Below are 16,971 nucleotides of genomic sequence, written 5' to 3'. Positions count from 1 at the left end.
CAGCATCCGGTGCCGTGTACGGCGAGGTGGCAGGGGCGCACCGTGTACTGGACGTACTCGGGCGCCCCGACACAACGCGGCAGGTGCCGTGCCCGGCGGGCCTGGCCGGCACTATCCGGAAGGGACGGCCTAGTGGTCCTTGGTGGTGTTGCTGGTGATCGTGCCGTCCGTGCCGGACACGGTGACCGCGTGCCGGACGCCGTCGGATCCGATGACCACGGCCAGCCAGGCGCTGCCGCCGCCCTCTTGGGCCACCGCGCGCAGGCCCGCCACCTTTCCGCCCGGCACGGCCGCGGCGGCCTTCTCGGCCGCTTCGCCGATGGCCAGGGAGGGGATGGGCGCGGGCGCCGGGGCGTTCCTGGCGGAGCCTGCGCGCCCGGCAGCGCCTCCGGGTCGGCCCTGCTCCCCGGGTGCCTTGGGGCCCGCGGGGCGGCCGGGCTCGCCCTGCTGCCGTTCGTGCCGCGGTTCGGCGGCGTGCGGGCCGCCGCGAAGGCCGCCCTCGGGTCCCGGTCCGGCCCAGGCCATGCGCGGGCCCCGCTCGACCCGCCCGTGGTGGTCATGGTGTTCGGCCACGGCCACCGCCGTCACTCCGCCGACGACCACCACCGCGACCGCGCCCGCCGCCACCCAGCGGGCGCGCTTGCCCCGGGGGACGAGGCGGCCCGGGGCCGCGGACTTGCGGGCCTCCGTCTCGGGGGCGGTCACCGGGGCGGTCACCGGGGCGGTCGCCGGCGCGTTCACGGCGGCGGTCTCGGCCGGCTCGGACGGCGGGACGGAATCAGACATACGGGCACTCCTCAGGACAACCGGGCGCGGTGCACGGCTCGTTCCCGAGCATGCTGAGCGGAAGCTGAAGCCCCGCTGAAGCCACCTGAAGACCTCTTCAGGTGGCGGCGGGGACGGCCTGAGATCCTGTCCGGCATGCGCGTACTGGTGGTGGAGGACGAACGGCGGCTCGCCGTGGCCCTACAGCGAGGGCTTCAGTCGGAGGGGTTCTCGGTGGACGTGGCCCACGACGGGACCCAGGGCCTGTGGATGGCCACGGAGCACGACTACGACCTCATCGTGCTGGACATCATGCTGCCCGGGCTGAACGGGTACCGGGTGTGCGCGAGGCTGCGCGCGGCCGGCAACGAGTCGGGGATCTTGATGCTCACGGCGAAGGACGGCGAGTACGACGAGGCGGAGGCGCTCGACACCGGCGCCGACGACTTCCTGTCCAAGCCGTTCTCCTACCTCGTCCTGGTCGCCCGGCTCCGCGCGCTCGGCCGGCGTACGGGCCGTCGGCGGCCCCAGGTGATGCGCTTCGGCGACCTGCTGCTCGACCCCGCCCGGCACTCCTGCTCCCGCGGCGGCACGGAGATACGACTGACGGCACGGGAGTTCGCGGTCCTGGAGTACCTGGCCCGGCGCTCGGGCGAGGTGGTGCCCAAGCGGGACATCCTGGAACAGGTGTGGGACAGCGCCTTCGACGGCGATCCCAATGTGGTCGAGGTCCACGTCAGCGCCGTCCGCCGCAAGATCGACGCACCGTTCGGCCGCGCCGCGGTGGAGACCGTGCGCGGAGCGGGATACCGGCTGGCGGCCGACGGTGGCTGAGGCCGGGCGGTCCGGTCCGCGCGAGCGCGTGCGCGCCGCCCTGCGTGCGGTCCCGCGCGCGGCCCTGCGCCGGTGGCCGGTGCTGCGCCGGCTGTGGCCCACCACGGTCCGGGCACGGGCCACCGTGGGCGCGAGCGTGGTGGTGGCCGCGGCCCTGGCGCTCGCCTCGTTCGCCCTGCTCGGGCTGCTGGAGGCGAACCTGCTCCGCAACGCGGAGGACGACGCCCGGCGCCAGGCCGAGACCGTGGCACAGCTCGCCGCCACCGGGAAGCTGGGCCGCATCCGGCCGCCGGCCCGCGGCATCGACTTCGTCCAAGTGGTGGGCGCCGACGGACGCGTCCTGTTCTCCAGCCCGAACCTGGCCGGCGCGCCCGCCTTCCCACCGCCCGGTCCCGGCATTCCGGGAACCCGGTTCCACACGTGGCGGGTCCGGCCAGTGGACGGTGAGTACCGGCAGCGGGTCGTCCAGGTCGTCACGCAGACCCCGGACGGGATGGCCACCGTCTACGCCGGCGCCTCCCTGCGGGACGCGGACGCGGCGGACGACACGACCACCGCCGCCCTCGTCATCGGCATGCCCCTGCTGCTGGCCACCGTCGCCCTGGTGACCTGGCGGGTCACCGGCCATGCGCTGCGGCCGGTGGAGGAGATCCGGGCCGAGGTCGCCGAGATCTCCGACCGGGGCCTGCACCGCCGGGTTCCGGTGCCCGCCACCCACGACGAGGTCGCCCGGCTGGCCGAGACCATGAACGCCACCCTGGACCGGTTGGAGGCCTCCGGGATCCGCCAGCGGCAGTTCATCGCCGACGCCTCCCACGAACTGCGCAGCCCCATCACCGTCCTGCGCACCCAGTTGGAGGTGGCGCTGGCCGTCCAGGATCCGGAACTGTGGCCCGAGCTGATCTCCGGGGCCCTGGAGGACATCGAACGGCTCCAGCACCTCACGGCCGACCTGCTGTTGCTCGCCCGGATCGACGCGGCCCAGCCGGTGGCCGCCGCTCGGCTGGACCTGACCGCCCTGGTGCGCGAGGTGGTGGAGGGCCGGCTCGGCGACCGCGTCCCCGTACGGCTGCGACTGGAACCGGATGTGCAGGTCACGGCGGGGGCGCTGTGGCTCGGTCGGATCGTCACGAACCTCGTCGACAACGCGCAGCGGTACGCGGACGGGCGCGTGGACGTCACGCTGCGCACCACGAAGGGGGCGGGTCCGGGTACGGCCGTGCTGGAGGTCGTCGACGACGGCCCCGGCATCCCCGCGGCCGACCGGGAGCGGATCTTCGAGCGTTTCACGCGTCTCGACGACTCGCGCAGCCGCGACCACGGCGGAGCCGGGCTGGGGCTCGCCATCGCCCGCGACCTGAGCACCCATCACGGCGGAACGCTCACGGCCGAGGGCGGTGCGGGCGGGGTCCCCGGCGCGCGGCTGGTGCTGCGCCTGCCGACGACGCCCCGGCCCTGACGGGGCCGGCGTGGCTGGCGTGGCCGGGGTGGCCGGGGAGGCCCCTGCTCACCCGTTCACGAAGAGGATGTCCTCGCTGGGGTGGGTCATCCGCAGGATCTGGTCGTCCGTGATCTCGACCAGCCGGTGGAAACCGGTGAGGACCTCGTCGCCGGGCAGGATGCGGAACTTGTCCTCGGCCCCGGCCAGGAAGGCGGGGAAGCCGGCCAGCGAGTAGTTCTCCGGGTCGAAGTCGAAGTAGTCCTTCAGCCTGCGGAACAGCTTGGGGAGGATCACCACGCCGGTGTCGTCGTCCGTGATCGAGCGGATGCCGTCGATCTCCGCCCCTTCGACGGTCACGTCCTTCGCCCACAGTCCCTTCGGCGGCGTGTTCTCCTTCGCCTCCAGGGCGGCGGCCTTGAGGGCGTCCCGCAGGTCCACGGGCAGGCCTTCGTAGAAGGTCGGGTAGGCCAGGCCGCTCCTGAGCAGGTGGTGGTTGGCGGTCCGCGCCACCCTCTCCTTGTCGACGTCGATCTGATAGCCGCTGTACGCAGGCGGGTTGCCGCGGCCGACCAGGGCCACGCAGCGGCCGAACATGTCGGTGCCGCTGGTGAGGATGTAGCCGGGCACTCTGTCGGGCTTGGTGGTGACCGTGCCGTCGTCGTGCCACTCGATGCTGGTGAAGTGGAGCCAGGTCAGCAGGGCGTGGGCGGCCTTGCGCGCGTACTCGATCGGCTGGCGCCGCTCCGGCCCGTAGCTGCCGTTCGTGTAGTGGGTCTCCAATGCGTCCATGCCCTCCAGGCGGACGGAGACACGACCGTCCGCCTTCGGCAGGACCCCGGTGCACCCCGGCACGAGCCTCCAGTCCGCCACGTCGTCCGGGGTGAAGGGGACGGTGTCCCCGTCCGGCTTGGCTCCGCCGTTCACCCGGAACGACCCTCTGATCAGCAACATGGACACGACGACTCCCACGGACGCAACCGTACGATCACTTTCAGTAGCAGTACGTCACTCACAGTACACGCACCCTCCGACATCGCCGCTCGTGTCCCGCGGGAGCGCCGGAAAACCCGGTGCCCCGGCAGGACGCGATCACTAGACTCGCCGTGCGCGCTGCCGACAGGGCACCGCGCGCCTCATGCCGAGTGAAGAGAAGGGGAGCCGCGCCATGTGCACGTACCGCACCGCCGCCTTCGCTCCCCCGACCCGGTACGACGTGATCCCGGTGTCTCGCAGCGCGCGGTGCCGGCTGCGCGGCCGTCACCGTATGCCCGTGACCCACTTCTAGGGTTCCGTCCCCTCCCGCCTTCCGTACACGCCCGCCAGCCCGCGAGCGAGCCCGTACGTCCTCCCGCCCGGACTCCTTCCGGACGGGACGGACGGCGACGCCGCCGTGCGCTGCGGCTGCCCGGCAGGCCCGGGGCCGGCTTCCGGGAATCGCGCCGCCCTCTTCCTCCGCACGTACGAAAGGCCTCGGGCCATGCGCGCCAACAGGCAGCCCCGCACCACCTCTTCCCCCACCACCGTCCGCAACCTGGGCATCCTCGCCCACGTGGACGCGGGCAAGACCACCATCACCGAGCGGATCCTCTTCACGACCGGCGCCATCCACAAGCGCGGCGAGGTCCATCACGGCACCACCGTCACCGACTACGACCCCCAGGAACGCGATCGCGGCATCACCATCTTCGCCGCGGCCGTGAGCTGCGCCTGGGGCGGTCATCGCGTCAACCTGATCGACACCCCGGGTCACGTCGACTTCTCCGACGAGGTCGAGCGTTCCCTGCGGGTGCTGGACGGGGCGGTCACGGTGTTCGACGCCGTCGCAGGCGTCGAACCGCAGAGCGAAACGGTGTGGCGGCAGGCCGACCGGCACGGTGTGCCGCGGATCGCGTTCGTCAACAAGCTGGACCGGGCGGGCGCCGACCTCGACACGGCGGTCGCGTCGATCCGCGAGCGCCTGGGCGTCGTTCCGCTGGTGGTACAGCTGCCCATCGGCGCGGAGGACTCGTTCTCCGGCGTCGTCGACCTCCTGGCGATGCGCTCGCTGCACTGGCGGACCGGCTCCGACTCCGACTCCGACGGCTACCAGGAGGGCCCCGTCCCCGAGGCGCTGCGGGAGGAGGCGGTCCGGCGCCGCAGGCTCCTGGAGGAGACGGTGGCGGAGCTGCACGCCGACGCCCTGGAGGAGTTCTGCTCGGCCTCGGCCCTGACGGAACGGACCCTGGTCCGCGCCCTGCGGGAGCTGACGCTGCGTGGTGACGGTGTCGTGGTGCTGTGCGGATCTGCGTACCGCAACCGCGGGATCGAGCCGCTGCTGGACGCCGTCCTCGCGTACCTGCCGTCGCCCGCCGACATGCCCGCGGTACGGGGGCTGGTGGCGGACGGTGTGGAGCAGGAGCGTGCCCCCGACCCGGCGGAGCCGTTCACGGCCCTCGCCTTCAAGGTGACGGCGACGGCGACCGGGCGGCTCACGTACCTGCGGGTCTACGCGGGCACCCTGCGCAAGGGCGCGACGGTACTGGACGCGGCCACGGGCCGTACGGAGCGGGTCGGCCGGATCCTGCGGGTCCAGGCCGACCGGCACGAGGAACGGGAGGAGGCGGTGGCCGGTGACATCGTCGCGGTGATCGGGCTGAAGGCCGCCCGGGCGGGCACGACCCTGTGCGCGCCGGGCGCCCCTCTGGTCCTCGAACCGCCTTCGGTGGCCGAGCCGGTGGTGTCGGTCGCGGTCGAGGCCCGGCGCAGCAGCGACACGGGCCGGCTGTCGGCGGCGCTGGCGCGGCTCGCCGAGGAGGACCCGTCGTTGGTGGTGCGGTCCGACGCGGAGAGCGGCCAGACCGTGCTGTCGGGGATGGGCGAGCTGCACCTGGAGGTCGCGGTGGAGAAGATCCGCAGCGGCCACGGGGTGGAGGTCGTCGTCGGCCGGCCGCAGGTCTCCTACCGGGAGACCGTCGTGCGCGGGGTCAGCGGCCTCGTCCACCGGCACGTCAAACAGGACGGTGGGGCGGGCCAGTTCGCGCACGTCGTCCTCGACGTCGAACCGCTGGAGGAGCCGTGCTTCGAGTTCCGGTCGACGGTCGTCGGCGGACGCGTACCGCAGGAGTACGCGCGCGCCGTGGAGGCCGGCTGCCGGGACGCGCTCGCCGAGGGCCCGCTCGGCGGGTTCCCGGTGACGGGGCTGCGGGTCACGCTCACCGACGGGGCGACCCACTCCAAGGACTCCTCGGAGATGGCGTTCCGGGCGGCGGGCCGGTTCGGGCTGCGCGAGGCCCTGCGCCTGAGCACGATGGAGCTCCTGGAACCGCTCGTCGAGGTCACGGTGACGGTTCCGGAGGACGGTGTCGGGGGTGTGCTGGGTGATCTCGCGGCCCGGCGCGGCCGGGTCTCCGGTTCCACGACCGAGGCCGGGACCGCGGTGATCACGGCGGCGGTGCCGCTGGCCGAGCTGTTCGGCTACGCGTCCCGGCTGCGCGGCCGGACGCAGGGCCGGGGCACCTTCACCACCCGGCCGGCCGGTCTCGCACCGGTCCCGGCCTCGGTCGCGGGAGCCCTGCCGGCCCGTTGAGACCGCCGGGTGAGTGCCTGACTGCCGCCCGCCCCGTCCCCGTCCCCGTTCGTCGGGGGCGGGGACGGGCCGCCGGACGAGACGGCTCCCGGGCCCGGGCCGTCCCTTCCGGATCTTGCCGTGCCCCGACGCCCGGCACCGCACCCCGCTGCGTCGTCGGGCTCGCCCCAGTACGCCCAGTACTACGCCCGGTACGAGGGCGACCCTCCGCCCGGAAGCTCCTCCCAGCATGAACCGGGGGAGATCCACGGCACCGGAGGCCGCGGTCCTGACCGGCGAGATCCGCAAGAAAGCGCCCGGCCGCGCCGCCGCCGCGGCGCGCACCGGCGGGCCCGGGAATGCCGATCAGGCCTGCGCGGACGGGGCCGGCAGCGTGGCGAGTTCGCCGAGGGCGCGCGCCGCCGGCGCCGGGTCGACCAGCCACTTCAGGTGGCTGCCCGCCAGCGTACGGACGTCGTAGGGGTTGTCCGGCGTCAGCTCGTCGCCCTCGCGGATCAGCCGGTCCTGTAGGGCGAGGGGCAGGCTCGCGTCGTCGGCCAGGCGGATGTAGGTCTTCGGGATGCGCCCCCAAGTGGCGGCCTGCGCCCGGTCGGCGGAGCCGCCGACGTCAAGGTTCTCGTCCGGCTGGAAGGTGTTCAGGAAGGTCAGGAACTCCTCGTCGGTGCCGTCGGCGAAGAAGGCCTCCTTGAACGCGGCGAGCGAGTCCGGGTTCGCCGTGCGGAAGTTGACGCGGAGCAGCCCGAGGTCGGCGGGGTTCCCGGCCAGTGCCGAAGCGAAGGCGGCGGGATCGACCCCGGCCATCTCCGGCTCGGCGTAGTAGTCACCGACGTCGAGACGGACCGGGCACCAGGCCGAGACGTAGACGATGCGGTCGATCAGGTCCGGGCGTGCGTTGGCCGCGGCCGTGACCGTGACGCCGCCCCGGCTGTGGGCGACGAGAATGACGGGGCCGTTCCGCTTCGCCCGCTCGAGGATCCCGATCAGGTGCGCGACGTTGTCGGCGAGCGTGACGCCTTTGATGGAGCCGGGCGCGGTGGCGAGCCCCCCGGGGTCCTGCGGTGACTGATAGGCGCGGGTGAAGGTCGCCCTGAAGCCGTGGCCGGGCAGGTCGACGGCGACCGAACGGTGCCCGAGGAGGCCGAGTTCGGCCTGAAGGGGGGCGAAGGAGAAGGAGTTCGCGAAGGCTCCGTGGACCAGGACGAACGTCGGTTGCATCTGTGTACTCACTTTCCCGCCGCAGCAGTTCTGCGGCGGCCATGACGGGCTCAGACGGGCTCGGACGGGCTCGGACGGGTAGGGAAAACGGACTCGATCAATCCGATGTGCGGCGCAGCACCAGGCAGAGGAAGCCGAAGCTGTCCCGGTAGCCGTGCAGCCACTCCGTACGCGCGGCGGTGGCCGTCTCCAACGCCTGTGCGGCGGCCGGATCGTCCGGGTGCTCCAGGGCCCATGCGGCCAGTGAGCCCCAGCAGGCCCACTCGTAGGCGTCCAACTCGCTGCGCGTGCTGACGTGGCCGTGGACGGGGGTCCATCCGTCGGCGACGACGAGGTCCACCGTGGTCGCCAGGTCGGCGAGGTCACCGAACATCTCGACGGCCTCCGGTGAAGGGGCGCGGTCCCAGAACGACTCACCGATCAGCACGCGGCCGCCGGGAGCAAGGTGGGTGCGGGCCGCGGCGAGGGTGGGGAGGAGGCCGCCGAAGGCATGTGCGGCTCCGACGCTGATCACCAGGTCGAACGGCTGTGGGGAGCCGAAGTCCGCGGCCTCCTGCTGGTGGAGGACCAGGCGCTCGTCGACTCCGCGTTCGCTCGCTGACCGGCGGGCCTGCGCCAGGGCGACTTCGGAGACGTCGACGCCCTCGGCGTGCAGGTGCGGGCGCGTCTCCAGGGCGCGCAGGAGCCACTCCGCCGTGCCGCATCCGAGGTCGAGCACGCGCTCGTCGCCCCGCGGCAGGCCGCGTTCGAGCAGCCGGCTGACCGAGTCGTCGGCGAGCGGGGACTTGATCGGGTGCTCGGCATGGGCGATCGCGGAGATCTGTTCGCGGCTCATCGGCGCGGCGTGCCCCGCATCGAGGAGCAGTTTCGCGGCCACCGCCGTGCCGTCGGTGCGGATCGTGTCGGCGACGGCCTTCGCCCGTGCCCCCGTCTCGGGGGTCAGGGCCGTCGCGAGTGCGGCCGACAGGGACTCGAAGGTCGGGGTCGGACCGTCGTGTGCCGCGCCGATGCCCAACTCGGCCACGCGGGCGGCCCAGTACGGCTGGTCCACGAACTGGGCCACCACCACCTGGGGTGCACCGGCTCGGGCGGCGGTGGTCGTGGTGCCCGCGCCGCCGTGGTGCACGACGGCCGCGACCCGGCGGAACAGGGACTGGTGGTTGACGTCGCCGACGGCGAAGCAGTCGTCCGCGTCGTCCACCAGGCCCAGGTCCGCCCAGCCGCGGGAGACGAGCACCCGGCGGCCCTGCGCGCGGACCGCCTCGACGGCCGTCCGGGCGATCTCGGTGGCCTCGCTCAGCGGCATGCTGCCGAAGCCGACGTACACGGGTGCGGTGCCGGCGTCCAGGAACGCCTCCAGATCGGCGGGCAAGGGGCGTTCGTCGTGCAGGATCCACGCGCCCGTCTGCACGACGTCGAGGTCCGGCAGTTCCTCCCATGGGCCCAGGACCGGGTCCACCGCCAGCCAGGGCCGTTCGGTGAAGACGTGGGCGCGTACGTCGTCCACCGGTGCGAGGCCGATCGCCGCACGGTGGGCGTTGAGGGGCTGCCGGTAGAGGGCGTTGACCTTCTGGGTGTCCAGGTCCCACAGGGCCTGGTTGTCGGTCATGTCGGGCGGGGCCGGCGGGCCGGGCCGGGGCGGCGGCGGGTAGTGCGGGGAGGGCATCTCGAAGGGGTGGAAGCCCGCGTACACGTAGCGGATGCCCAGTTGCTCGGCCACCGAGCGGGCGCCGGCCGGCATCAGACCGCTCGCCACCAGCACGTCACAGCCCTCGGCCGCCTTGCCGACCGTGTCGAAGTGCGCGGCGACCAGCTCGGCCGCGAACGCGGCCGCGTCGGACGGCGGCGCTCCCGTCCGCAGCGCGCGCACGTCCCGCCCGAAGGGCACCAGTTCCGCGCCGACACCGGCCAGCAGCTTCGCGAACTCCTCGTCCGGCGGTGCGCACACGCGTACCTCCGCGCCGAGTTTCCGCAACTGCGCCGCCAGTCCCGCCAGCGGCGCGATGTCGCCGCGCGATCCGTACGCCATCAACAGCACGCGCATGTCGTGTACCTCATTCCTGTGGATGCCGGCGTCGGCCGGCGATGGTGCGGCAGATCCGGGCCTTCCGGGTCTCCGCGGGCCCCTCGGATCGGGTTCGCGTGGGGCGGTGGTGGTCGGTTCGGTCGTACGTGGTGCCGTCAGGCCGTGGTCCCGTCAGGCCGTGGTGCCGTCAGGCCGTGGTGCCCGGACTCCAGCGGTCGAGGGCGGCGTACGCCGGGATCCACCGGGCGGTGCAGGCGGCGTATGCGGGTGCGGGCAGCCGGGCGAGGAGCCTCTCCGCCGTCCGCTCGTCGGCACCGTCCAGCAGCCACGGCAGCAGCAGCGGTGCGTCCTGATCGACGTGCTGGTCCTGGATCCGGCCGAAGTGGCCCCACTGATCGGCCGTCAGCACCCGCTGGATCAGCGGGAGCACCGCTTCCTCCTCGTGCTCGAGGTGGCCCGCCAGGCCGCGGGTCAGCGCGTCGGCGAGCTGTCCCAACCGCAGGGAGCCGGCAACGGGGTCGGCCAGCGCGCCGTCGATGGCCCGGATCACCGTGCCGATGGCGGCGTGTTCGGCCTCCATCACCTCCAGCAGCGCCAGGTCTCTCGGCCGGCCGGCCAGATTCCGCCGCAGCGCCGGCCACAGCGCGTCGTCCTCGGCCGTGTGGTGGGCATGGAGGGCCTTCTTGAACAGCCTCCAGCCGGCAGCGGTGGCCAGCACCTGCCGCGGGTCTTGGTCCGCGGCGGTGGTGAGCCGGTCCAGATGGGCCAGATCCCGGCGCAGGGCATCGTGCATCGCGTACGTCACGGTGAGGTCGATGGCGCCGCTCATGGGCGGATCGGAAGGGTTCCGGTGTGCTCGCCGATCACAGCGTCGACGTGGCTGAAGGCGGGACCCGCCGACGACGGGACGGCGGCGCTGGCGGGACGACGCCCCACCGCGTCCGACCGTACGAGCGGGGGCTTTTGCACGCGTGACTGCATGCCTCAAGGGTCTTGCGGCTCGCACGTATGATCAAGGAACCATTGTGCGCGGTTCGATAACCGCCAGGTTATCGACGAAGGGCCGTGGGCCGGTGGAGCTGCGGGACATCGAGATCTTCCTGGTGCTGGCCGAGGAGCTGCATTTCGGCCGGACGGCACAGCGGCTGCACATCTCCCAGGCTCGCGTCAGCCAGGCCATCAAGAAGCAGGAACGGCGCATCGGGGCCGAGCTGTTCGCCCGTACCAGCCGCACGGTGCGCCTGACGGAGGTCGGCCGCCAGTTCCGCGACGATCTACAACCGGTCTACGCAGGCCTGCACGAATCCCTGGAGCGCGCCCAACTGGCGGCCCGCGGGATCACCGCACAGCTCCGCGTCAGCCTGATGCCCTTCAACGTCGCCGATCTGTACCCCTATTGGAAGGCGTTCCGCGCGCGGTACCCGCACTGGGGACTCCAGATCCGCCAGGCGACCTTCACCGATGTGTTCGGTCAGCTCCGCAGCGGTGCCATGGACGTCGTGGTCGTCTGGCTGCCCGTGGAAGAACCGGACTTCACCGTCGGACCGACCCTGTGCACCGACTCCCGGATCCTCGCCGTGGCCTCCGACCACCGGCTCGCGGAACGGGACTCGGTGCCGCTGGAGCTGCTCGCCGACTTCCCGCACGGCACTGCGCACGGCCTGCCGGACTATTGGGAGGACAGCTACCTGCCCTTCCACACCCCACGGGGCCGCAGGATCGAGCGCATCATGTCCGCGGCCTCGGACAACGCCGATGAGCTGATCAGCCACGTCGGCATGGGCGAGATCATCCATGCCTTCCCCGGCCATGTCACCAGGCACTGGGGCATGTCGAACATCCGATGGCTTCCCCTCCCCGACATGGCGACCATGCAATTCGCCCTGGTCTGGCGGACCGAGGCCGAGAACGACCTCGTCCGCGCCCTGGCCGATACCGTGCGGGACCTCGGCGTGTTCCGCTTCTCCTGAGCACCTCGGCAACCATTCGGGCCCCGCTCGGGTCCTCGGTACGAGGCCCCCGCGCGGGGGCGCCGTCGTCGGGGTCTCGCCGCCCTGACCACGGCCGGCTTCGCCCTGACCGCGGGGACGGCCGTCTTCCTGTTGTTCTACGGCACGGGCTGCGACTGCTTCTGAGCACGCTCGACTCCGTACGCGGACCCGGTCCCGGACCCGGTCCCGGTCCCGGTCCCGTCAGAGCTCAGTCCGGCGCCCCCAGAAGGATCCGTACAGGCCGACCTCGGCGGTCGTCATCCCGGTGCTTCCTTCGCCGGTCGAGCGCAGCCCTTAAGCTGCGGGAATCGGCGGTACTCGCAGACAGACAAGGTGAACATGTTCGAGTCGGTGCAGGAAAATCCCTACCCTGACAGCCACGTCCTCGGCGAGGGCCCCGAGCCGCACCCGCTGCTGCGACCCGTACTGCCCCTGCTGGGACGCTGGCACGGCCGGGGGCAGGGCGAGTACCCGACCCTCGAGAAGGACTTCCGCTACGAGCAGGAGATCACCTTCAGCCACGACGGCCGCCCCTTCCTGCGCTACGAGGCACGCGCGTGGCTGATCGACGGGTCCGGGTCGCCGGTGCGCCCCGCGAGTCGTGAGGCCGGGTGGTGGCGGGTGGCTCCCGACGCCGTGCTGGAGGTCGTGCTCGCCCACCCGACGGGCGTCGTCGAGACGTACGTCGGGCGCGTGTCCGGTACGGAGATCGAGATCGAGACCAAGGACGTGGCGCTGACCCCGCTGGCCAAGGAGGTCACCGGCACACGGCGGCACTACACCGTCGAGAACGACGGGATGACGGTCGTCCACGACATGGCCGCCGTGGGACAACCGCTACAGCACCACCTCACGACGCACCTGCGGCGGCGCCCGTCGTAGGTGGCGGCTGCGGGAGATCACCCGGGTGCCCCGGCACGGGCTGCGTGTGCTGCGGACCGCGCCGTCGCATAGTCGGTGACGGGCCGGTGCCGACGGCCGTGACCGTGGGGAGTGACCGTGGTGGATGTGGAACGACGCTCCGCCCTGGCGGGCCTGCTGTGCGCGGGGGTCGCGGGGATCACCGGGTTCGTGCGCTCCTCACCCGCCGCGGCCGCGCCGGGGCGCACCGCCCGGGCCGCCGCCGGTCCGCGCCCGCCGGCCGCGCTGCTGGGCGAGGAGATCCGCCGGCTGCCCACCTCCAGCAAGGCACTGGCCCTCACCTTCAACGCCGCCTGGGACGTCGACGGGATCGACACGGTGCTGGCCGAACTGCGCCGGCGAAAGCTGCCCGCCACCTTCTTCCCGACCGGGGAGTTCGCCGAGGCCCACCCCGCGGCGGTGCGCTCCATCGCCGACGCCGGGCACGGCCTCGGCAACCACTCGTACAGCCACCCGTCCTTCGACGACCTCAGCACCGCCGAGCGGGCGGACGAGGTGCGCGGGGCCGACGCGGCCATCCGGGCGGCGTCCGGGACCGAACCCCTGCCGTTCTTCCGGTTCCCTTACAGCTCCACCACCCCGGAGTCCATCGCCGACGTCAACGACCTGGGCTACGCGGCGATCGAGTTCAGCACCGACACGAACGGCTACCTCGGCCCGCAGGGCGGCATGAGTGTGGACAAGGCCGTCGAACGGGCCGTCGACGCCTTCGCTCCAGGGGCGATCATCCAGATGCACGTCGGCAGCAACGGCTCCGGCGTCGTCCTCGACGCCGAGGCCCTTCCCCTGATCGTCGACGCCGCCCTGGCCGGTGGCTACGAGGTCATCGACCTGCGCCGGTTCCTCGAGGCCGAGGCGGCGCTCCGCTGACGGTCGCCGTCATGAGGCGGTCGGCGGCCTTCGCCAGCCGGTGGCCGGCGATCTGGCAGGTCACCAGGGAGACGAGGACCAGGACCACGAAGAACCGGTCATTGATGAGGTCCGCCTGACGGGTGACTCCGGCCAGCACGATGCCGATCGTGCCCCGGGCGTTGAGGGCGAAGGCGAGGGACGAGGAGAAGAGCGGATCCTCTCCGGCCAGGCGGGCCGCGGCCCAGATGCTGATCGTCTTGATGCCGCAGGCGAGCGTCAGGAACCACAGGAAGAACAGCGGGTCCCAAGCGCGTACCAGGTCCAGTCGCATGCCGACCAGGACGAAGAAGACGGGGATGAAGAAGGCCGTCGAGAACTGCCGGATGGCCGCCCACACGGCCGGTCCGTCCTTGGCAACCGCTCCATCCCCGGCGGCCGCCTGATCGCCGCGGACGGCACAGATGCCGGCCATCAGCGCGCCGAACACCGCGTTGATGCCGAGCCCCAGGCACAGCAGCACCATGACGCACAGGAAGATCAGCCGGAAGGCCACCGGGTTCTGCCGGGCGACGATGTTGGCGCGATGCCCGGCCAGTCGGGTGAACAGGCGGGCGCCCCAGGACAGGCTGGCGGCGAAGAACAGCAGACTGACGGCGGTGAAGTACGCGACCGTCGGCACGACCGCGGTGGTGCCGATCACGTCCCACAGTCCGGCCGAGTGGCCGGTGCCGGAGCGGGCGAGGCCGAGGACCACGGCGAGGACGACGTAGAGGATGACGTCCTCGATCACGGCGACCATCAGGACGATCCGGCCGAAGGCGGTGTCCATGATCCCCAGGTCCATCATGATCCGTGAGATGACCGGGATGGCGGCGACCGCCATCGCGAGTCCCACGACGAGGGCCGTGGTCACCGTGGAACCCCGGGGGCCGGCGAACACGCCCGGGACCCGGGCCGCGAGGGCCGCGCCGGCCGCGAAGGGCACCACCAGTCCGGCCGCCGCGACGATCGCCCCCGTCCGGCGTTCCCGGCCGCCCGCCCGGATCCGTAACTCCGCGCCGGCCAGGAACATCAGTAGTAGCTGGCCCAGTTGGTAGAGCGCGTCCAAGGCGCTGGTCACCGCCCCGGAAGCGGGGAACAGGGCGGCCCTGGCCCCGGGGGCGACCAGCCCGAGGAGCGAGGGGCCGAGCAGGACGCCTCCGACGACTTCGCCGATGACCGGCGGTTGGCGCAGGGCGCCGAAGAGGAAGCCGCATCCGTGTGCGGCGGCGCAGATCACCGCGAGCGCCGCCACCAGTCGGATCGTATCGATCGCCGTCATCCTCGTTCCTTTCGCGGGGTGCGGGGCGGGGTGTCAGGGCGCGCCGTTCAGCGGCCCGCTCGACGACGGTTCACCGACGGTCGGATTTCGGCGGGCGGTTCGGCGGACCGTTCGGGCGGACGGTTCGGCGGACGGTTCGGCGGACGGTTCGGCGGCGGAGAATTCCAGTGCGCGCCGGGGCCACCGACCACGTACTGTCTCCCTGTCGATCACGGGGAGAGAACATTCATGCAGGTCAGATCCAGACGCGGCTTCCTGGTGACGGCGGCGGCCATCACCGCCTCGGCGACCGTCAGTGCCTGCCGCAACAGGAACGACGGGAGCGGCGACCCGCTCGACGTCTCGGCGAGCGCGAATCTGCCCGCGGCTCGGGAATCGCTCGCCGCCGACGGCACCACCATCGTGCTCGGCGACCCCGGCGCTCCCCTCACCGTCCGGCTGTACGAGGACATGAGCTGCCCGGCCTGCGCCGAGTTCGAGACGGAGGGCACCGCCCCGTACCTGAAGCGCGCGGCCCGCAACGGCGCACTACAGCTCCAGTTCACCCTGGGGTCCTTCCTCGGCCCGGGATCGAAGTTCGCGGCGAACGCCCTGCGCGCCGCCCTGGATCAGAACAAGTTCGCCGACTACCACGACCTGCTCTACCGCCAGCAGAGCGCTGTACGGAAGTCCGGGGGCTTCACGCGGGACCGGCTGCTGGGAATGGCCGTCATGGTTCCGGGCCTGCGCGGCCCGGAGTTCGACGCGGCCGTGCTGGAGACGAAGCACCGGGACTTCGTCGAAGCCGCCGACGAGGTGCTCCGCACGTCACCCGTCCTGGGAACCCCCGCCATGGCGATCGACGGAGCCTTCGTACCCTCGGACGGCCACGATCTCTTCACCGACCGCAACCGACTCTACCGGCGCCTCAAGAAGGCGGCCCGGGCCACGGAGTAAGCGCGGCCGCCACGACGGAAGAGGTAGCTCCGGCTCCTCAACTCCGCTGCGAAACAAGCCCGTTGCCCGGTCGGTTATCGTCCGACTCGGCACTGTCGGTTCGAAGCACGGGGATGTGACGGGTGAGCGAGAAGGAAGTTCTGGCGCAGCGCTTCGAGGAGCACCGCTCCCACCTGCGGGCGGTGGCCTACCGGATGTTGGGTTCGCTCAGCGAGGCGGAGGACGCCGTACAGGAGGCCTGGTTCAAGCTGAACCGCTCCGACGTGGCCGCGGTGGAGAACCTGGGCGGCTGGCTGACCACCGTGGTCGGCCGGGTGTGCCTGGACATGCTCCGCTCGCGCGGCACGCGGCGCGAGGATCCGCTGCACGACCGGGACGGGCAGGTCCGCCTTCCCGACCCGATCGTCAGCCGTGCGGACGGACTCGACCCCGAGCAGGAGATCCTGCTCGCCGACTCGGTCGGCATCGCCCTGATGGTCGTCCTGGACACCCTCGCTCCCGCCGAGCGCCTGGCCTTCGTCCTGCACGACCTGTTCGCCGTGCCCTTCGACGAGATCGCCCCCGTCCTCGGGCGTTCCGCCGCCACGACCCGGCAGCTCGCCAGCCGGGCCCGGCGCCGCGTCCAGGGCGCGGCGCCCGCCCCGGACCCCGACCGGGCCCGGCTGCGCGCGATCGTCGACGCCTTCCTCACCGCTTCGCGCGGCGGGGACTTCGACGCCCTGGTCGCGGTCCTCGACCCGGACGTGGTGGCCCGCTCCGACGGCGGTGCGCTGCGCCCCTCGCTGCTCCGGCGCGGCGCGGCCGCGGTCGCCTCCCAGGCGATCACCTTCGCCCGGTTCGCCGAAGCCGCCCGTGCGGCACTGGTCAACGGGGTCCCCGGGGTCATCGCGATGGCGGAGGGCCGGCCGCTGTCGGTCATGGCGTTCACCATCCGGGACGGCCGGATCACCGCGCTCGACATCCTCACCGACCCCGAGCGGCTGGCGCGCATCGATCTGAGCGTCCTCGACGGCTGAGCCGCCATCCGGCTCCGCACGGCCGCACCCGACTGCTTCAGTGATCCACCTCACACCCTGTCACAACTCGGGAGGGTGCGGTGTCTTG

At 72.5% G+C, this 16,971-nt stretch carries 14 protein-coding genes and 1 pseudogene; 8 read left to right on the top strand and 7 right to left on the bottom strand.

The genetic code is table 11. From position 1 onward, the window contains the following. Positions 1-129: 129 nt before the first annotated feature. Positions 130-786: a hypothetical protein gene (locus tag OG594_RS20380; protein ID WP_266600931.1), complete on the bottom strand. Its 657-nt coding sequence runs from the start codon at positions 784-786 to the stop codon at positions 130-132. A 135-nt stretch (positions 787-921) separates the two neighbouring features. On the opposite strand from OG594_RS20380, the gene OG594_RS20375 reads away from it, so the two are divergent. Together OG594_RS20375 and OG594_RS20370 are read left to right on the top strand one after the other, a co-directional pair. Next, on the top strand, positions 922-1,599 hold the full coding sequence (locus OG594_RS20375) for a response regulator transcription factor (RefSeq protein ID WP_266600929.1): 678 nt from the start codon (positions 922-924) through the stop codon (positions 1,597-1,599). After that, a complete protein-coding gene (locus tag OG594_RS20370; protein ID WP_266600927.1) occupies positions 1,592-3,058 on the top strand; it encodes a cell wall metabolism sensor histidine kinase WalK in 1,467 nt (488 codons plus the stop codon). The genes OG594_RS20375 and OG594_RS20370 overlap by 8 nt, the downstream gene beginning before the upstream one ends. Positions 3,059-3,106: 48 nt before the next feature. Here the strand turns inward: OG594_RS20370 and OG594_RS20365 are convergent, their stop codons facing one another. Then, on the bottom strand, positions 3,107-4,009 hold the full coding sequence (locus OG594_RS20365) for a nuclease (protein ID WP_266600925.1): 903 nt from the start codon (positions 4,007-4,009) through the stop codon (positions 3,107-3,109). A 508-nt stretch (positions 4,010-4,517) separates the two neighbouring features. Here OG594_RS20365 and fusA point away from each other — a divergent pair. Continuing rightward, positions 4,518-6,605 (top strand): elongation factor G, encoded by a 2,088-nt coding sequence (gene fusA, locus OG594_RS20360; protein WP_266600923.1) that lies wholly within the window; start codon positions 4,518-4,520, stop codon positions 6,603-6,605. 345 nt (positions 6,606-6,950) lie between these two features. On the opposite strand, the gene OG594_RS20355 is transcribed toward fusA, so the two are convergent. From OG594_RS20355 to OG594_RS20340, 4 genes and pseudogenes are all read right to left on the bottom strand, one after another. Next, on the bottom strand, positions 6,951-7,820 hold the full coding sequence (locus tag OG594_RS20355) for an alpha/beta fold hydrolase (protein WP_266600921.1): 870 nt from the start codon (positions 7,818-7,820) through the stop codon (positions 6,951-6,953). Positions 7,821-7,917: 97 nt separating this feature from the next. Next, entirely contained in the window at positions 7,918-8,655 is a 738-nt protein-coding gene (locus OG594_RS20350; RefSeq protein ID WP_266603066.1) for a cyclopropane-fatty-acyl-phospholipid synthase family protein, read from the bottom strand. 18 nt (positions 8,656-8,673) lie between these two features. Continuing rightward, positions 8,674-9,864 (bottom strand): annotated as a pseudogene (locus OG594_RS20345) (glycosyltransferase); the annotation flags it as partial. 169 nt (positions 9,865-10,033) lie between these two features. Then, entirely contained in the window at positions 10,034-10,675 is a 642-nt protein-coding gene (locus tag OG594_RS20340; protein WP_266600919.1) for a hemerythrin domain-containing protein, read from the bottom strand. A 244-nt stretch (positions 10,676-10,919) separates the two neighbouring features. Here OG594_RS20340 and OG594_RS20335 point away from each other — a divergent pair, with 244 nt between their 5' ends. The 3 genes from OG594_RS20335 to OG594_RS20325 all read left to right on the top strand — a co-directional run bounded on the left by OG594_RS20335 (position 10,920) and on the right by OG594_RS20325 (position 13,628). Continuing rightward, positions 10,920-11,816 carry a LysR family transcriptional regulator gene (locus OG594_RS20335; RefSeq protein WP_266600917.1) on the top strand — a complete coding sequence of 299 codons (897 nt, stop codon included), beginning with the start codon at positions 10,920-10,922 and terminating at the stop codon, positions 11,814-11,816. A gap of 360 nt (positions 11,817-12,176) precedes the next feature. Beyond that, complete coding sequence (locus OG594_RS20330) at positions 12,177-12,719, top strand: FABP family protein (protein ID WP_266600915.1); 543 nt, start codon at positions 12,177-12,179, stop codon at positions 12,717-12,719. Positions 12,720-12,839: 120 nt separating this feature from the next. After that, complete coding sequence (locus OG594_RS20325) at positions 12,840-13,628, top strand: polysaccharide deacetylase family protein (protein WP_266600913.1); 789 nt, start codon at positions 12,840-12,842, stop codon at positions 13,626-13,628. Here OG594_RS20325 and OG594_RS20320 read toward each other — a convergent pair. Next, positions 13,582-14,931, bottom strand: coding sequence for a cation:proton antiporter (locus tag OG594_RS20320; RefSeq protein WP_266600911.1), 1,350 nt, complete (start codon positions 14,929-14,931; stop codon positions 13,582-13,584). The genes OG594_RS20325 and OG594_RS20320 overlap by 47 nt on opposite strands. A 228-nt stretch (positions 14,932-15,159) precedes the next feature. On the opposite strand from OG594_RS20320, the gene OG594_RS20315 reads away from it, so the two are divergent. Next, positions 15,160-15,867, top strand: a complete 708-nt coding sequence (locus tag OG594_RS20315; RefSeq protein WP_266600909.1) for a thioredoxin domain-containing protein — start codon at positions 15,160-15,162, stop codon at positions 15,865-15,867. Positions 15,868-15,989: 122 nt separating this feature from the next. After that, entirely contained in the window at positions 15,990-16,883 is an 894-nt protein-coding gene (locus OG594_RS20310; protein WP_266600907.1) for a sigma-70 family RNA polymerase sigma factor, read from the top strand. Positions 16,884-16,971: the final 88 nt, after the last annotated feature.

Source organism: Streptomyces sp. NBC_01214, from assembly GCF_026340975.1.
GTDB lineage: Bacteria > Actinomycetota > Actinomycetes > Streptomycetales > Streptomycetaceae > Streptomyces.
Note: the sequence above shows the minus strand (reverse complement) of the source record. Positions and strands in the feature narration are given on the sequence as shown.

Excerpts from the sequence above, each read along its gene's own strand:
- OG594_RS20340 (WP_266600919.1), bottom strand. The coding sequence starts at position 10,675 with ATGAGCGGCGCCATCGACCTCACCGTGACGTACGCGATGCACGATGCC.
- OG594_RS20315 (WP_266600909.1), top strand. The coding sequence starts at position 15,160 with ATGCAGGTCAGATCCAGACGCGGCTTCCTGGTGACGGCGGCGGCCATC.
- OG594_RS20380 (WP_266600931.1), bottom strand. The coding sequence starts at position 786 with ATGTCTGATTCCGTCCCGCCGTCCGAGCCGGCCGAGACCGCCGCCGTG.
- OG594_RS20375 (WP_266600929.1), top strand. The coding sequence starts at position 922 with ATGCGCGTACTGGTGGTGGAGGACGAACGGCGGCTCGCCGTGGCCCTA.
- fusA (WP_266600923.1), top strand. The coding sequence starts at position 4,518 with ATGCGCGCCAACAGGCAGCCCCGCACCACCTCTTCCCCCACCACCGTC.
- OG594_RS20355 (WP_266600921.1), bottom strand. The coding sequence starts at position 7,820 with ATGCAACCGACGTTCGTCCTGGTCCACGGAGCCTTCGCGAACTCCTTC.
- OG594_RS20320 (WP_266600911.1), bottom strand. The coding sequence starts at position 14,931 with ATGACGGCGATCGATACGATCCGACTGGTGGCGGCGCTCGCGGTGATC.
- OG594_RS20350 (WP_266603066.1), bottom strand. The coding sequence starts at position 8,655 with ATGAGCCGCGAACAGATCTCCGCGATCGCCCATGCCGAGCACCCGATC.
- OG594_RS20330 (WP_266600915.1), top strand. The coding sequence starts at position 12,177 with ATGTTCGAGTCGGTGCAGGAAAATCCCTACCCTGACAGCCACGTCCTC.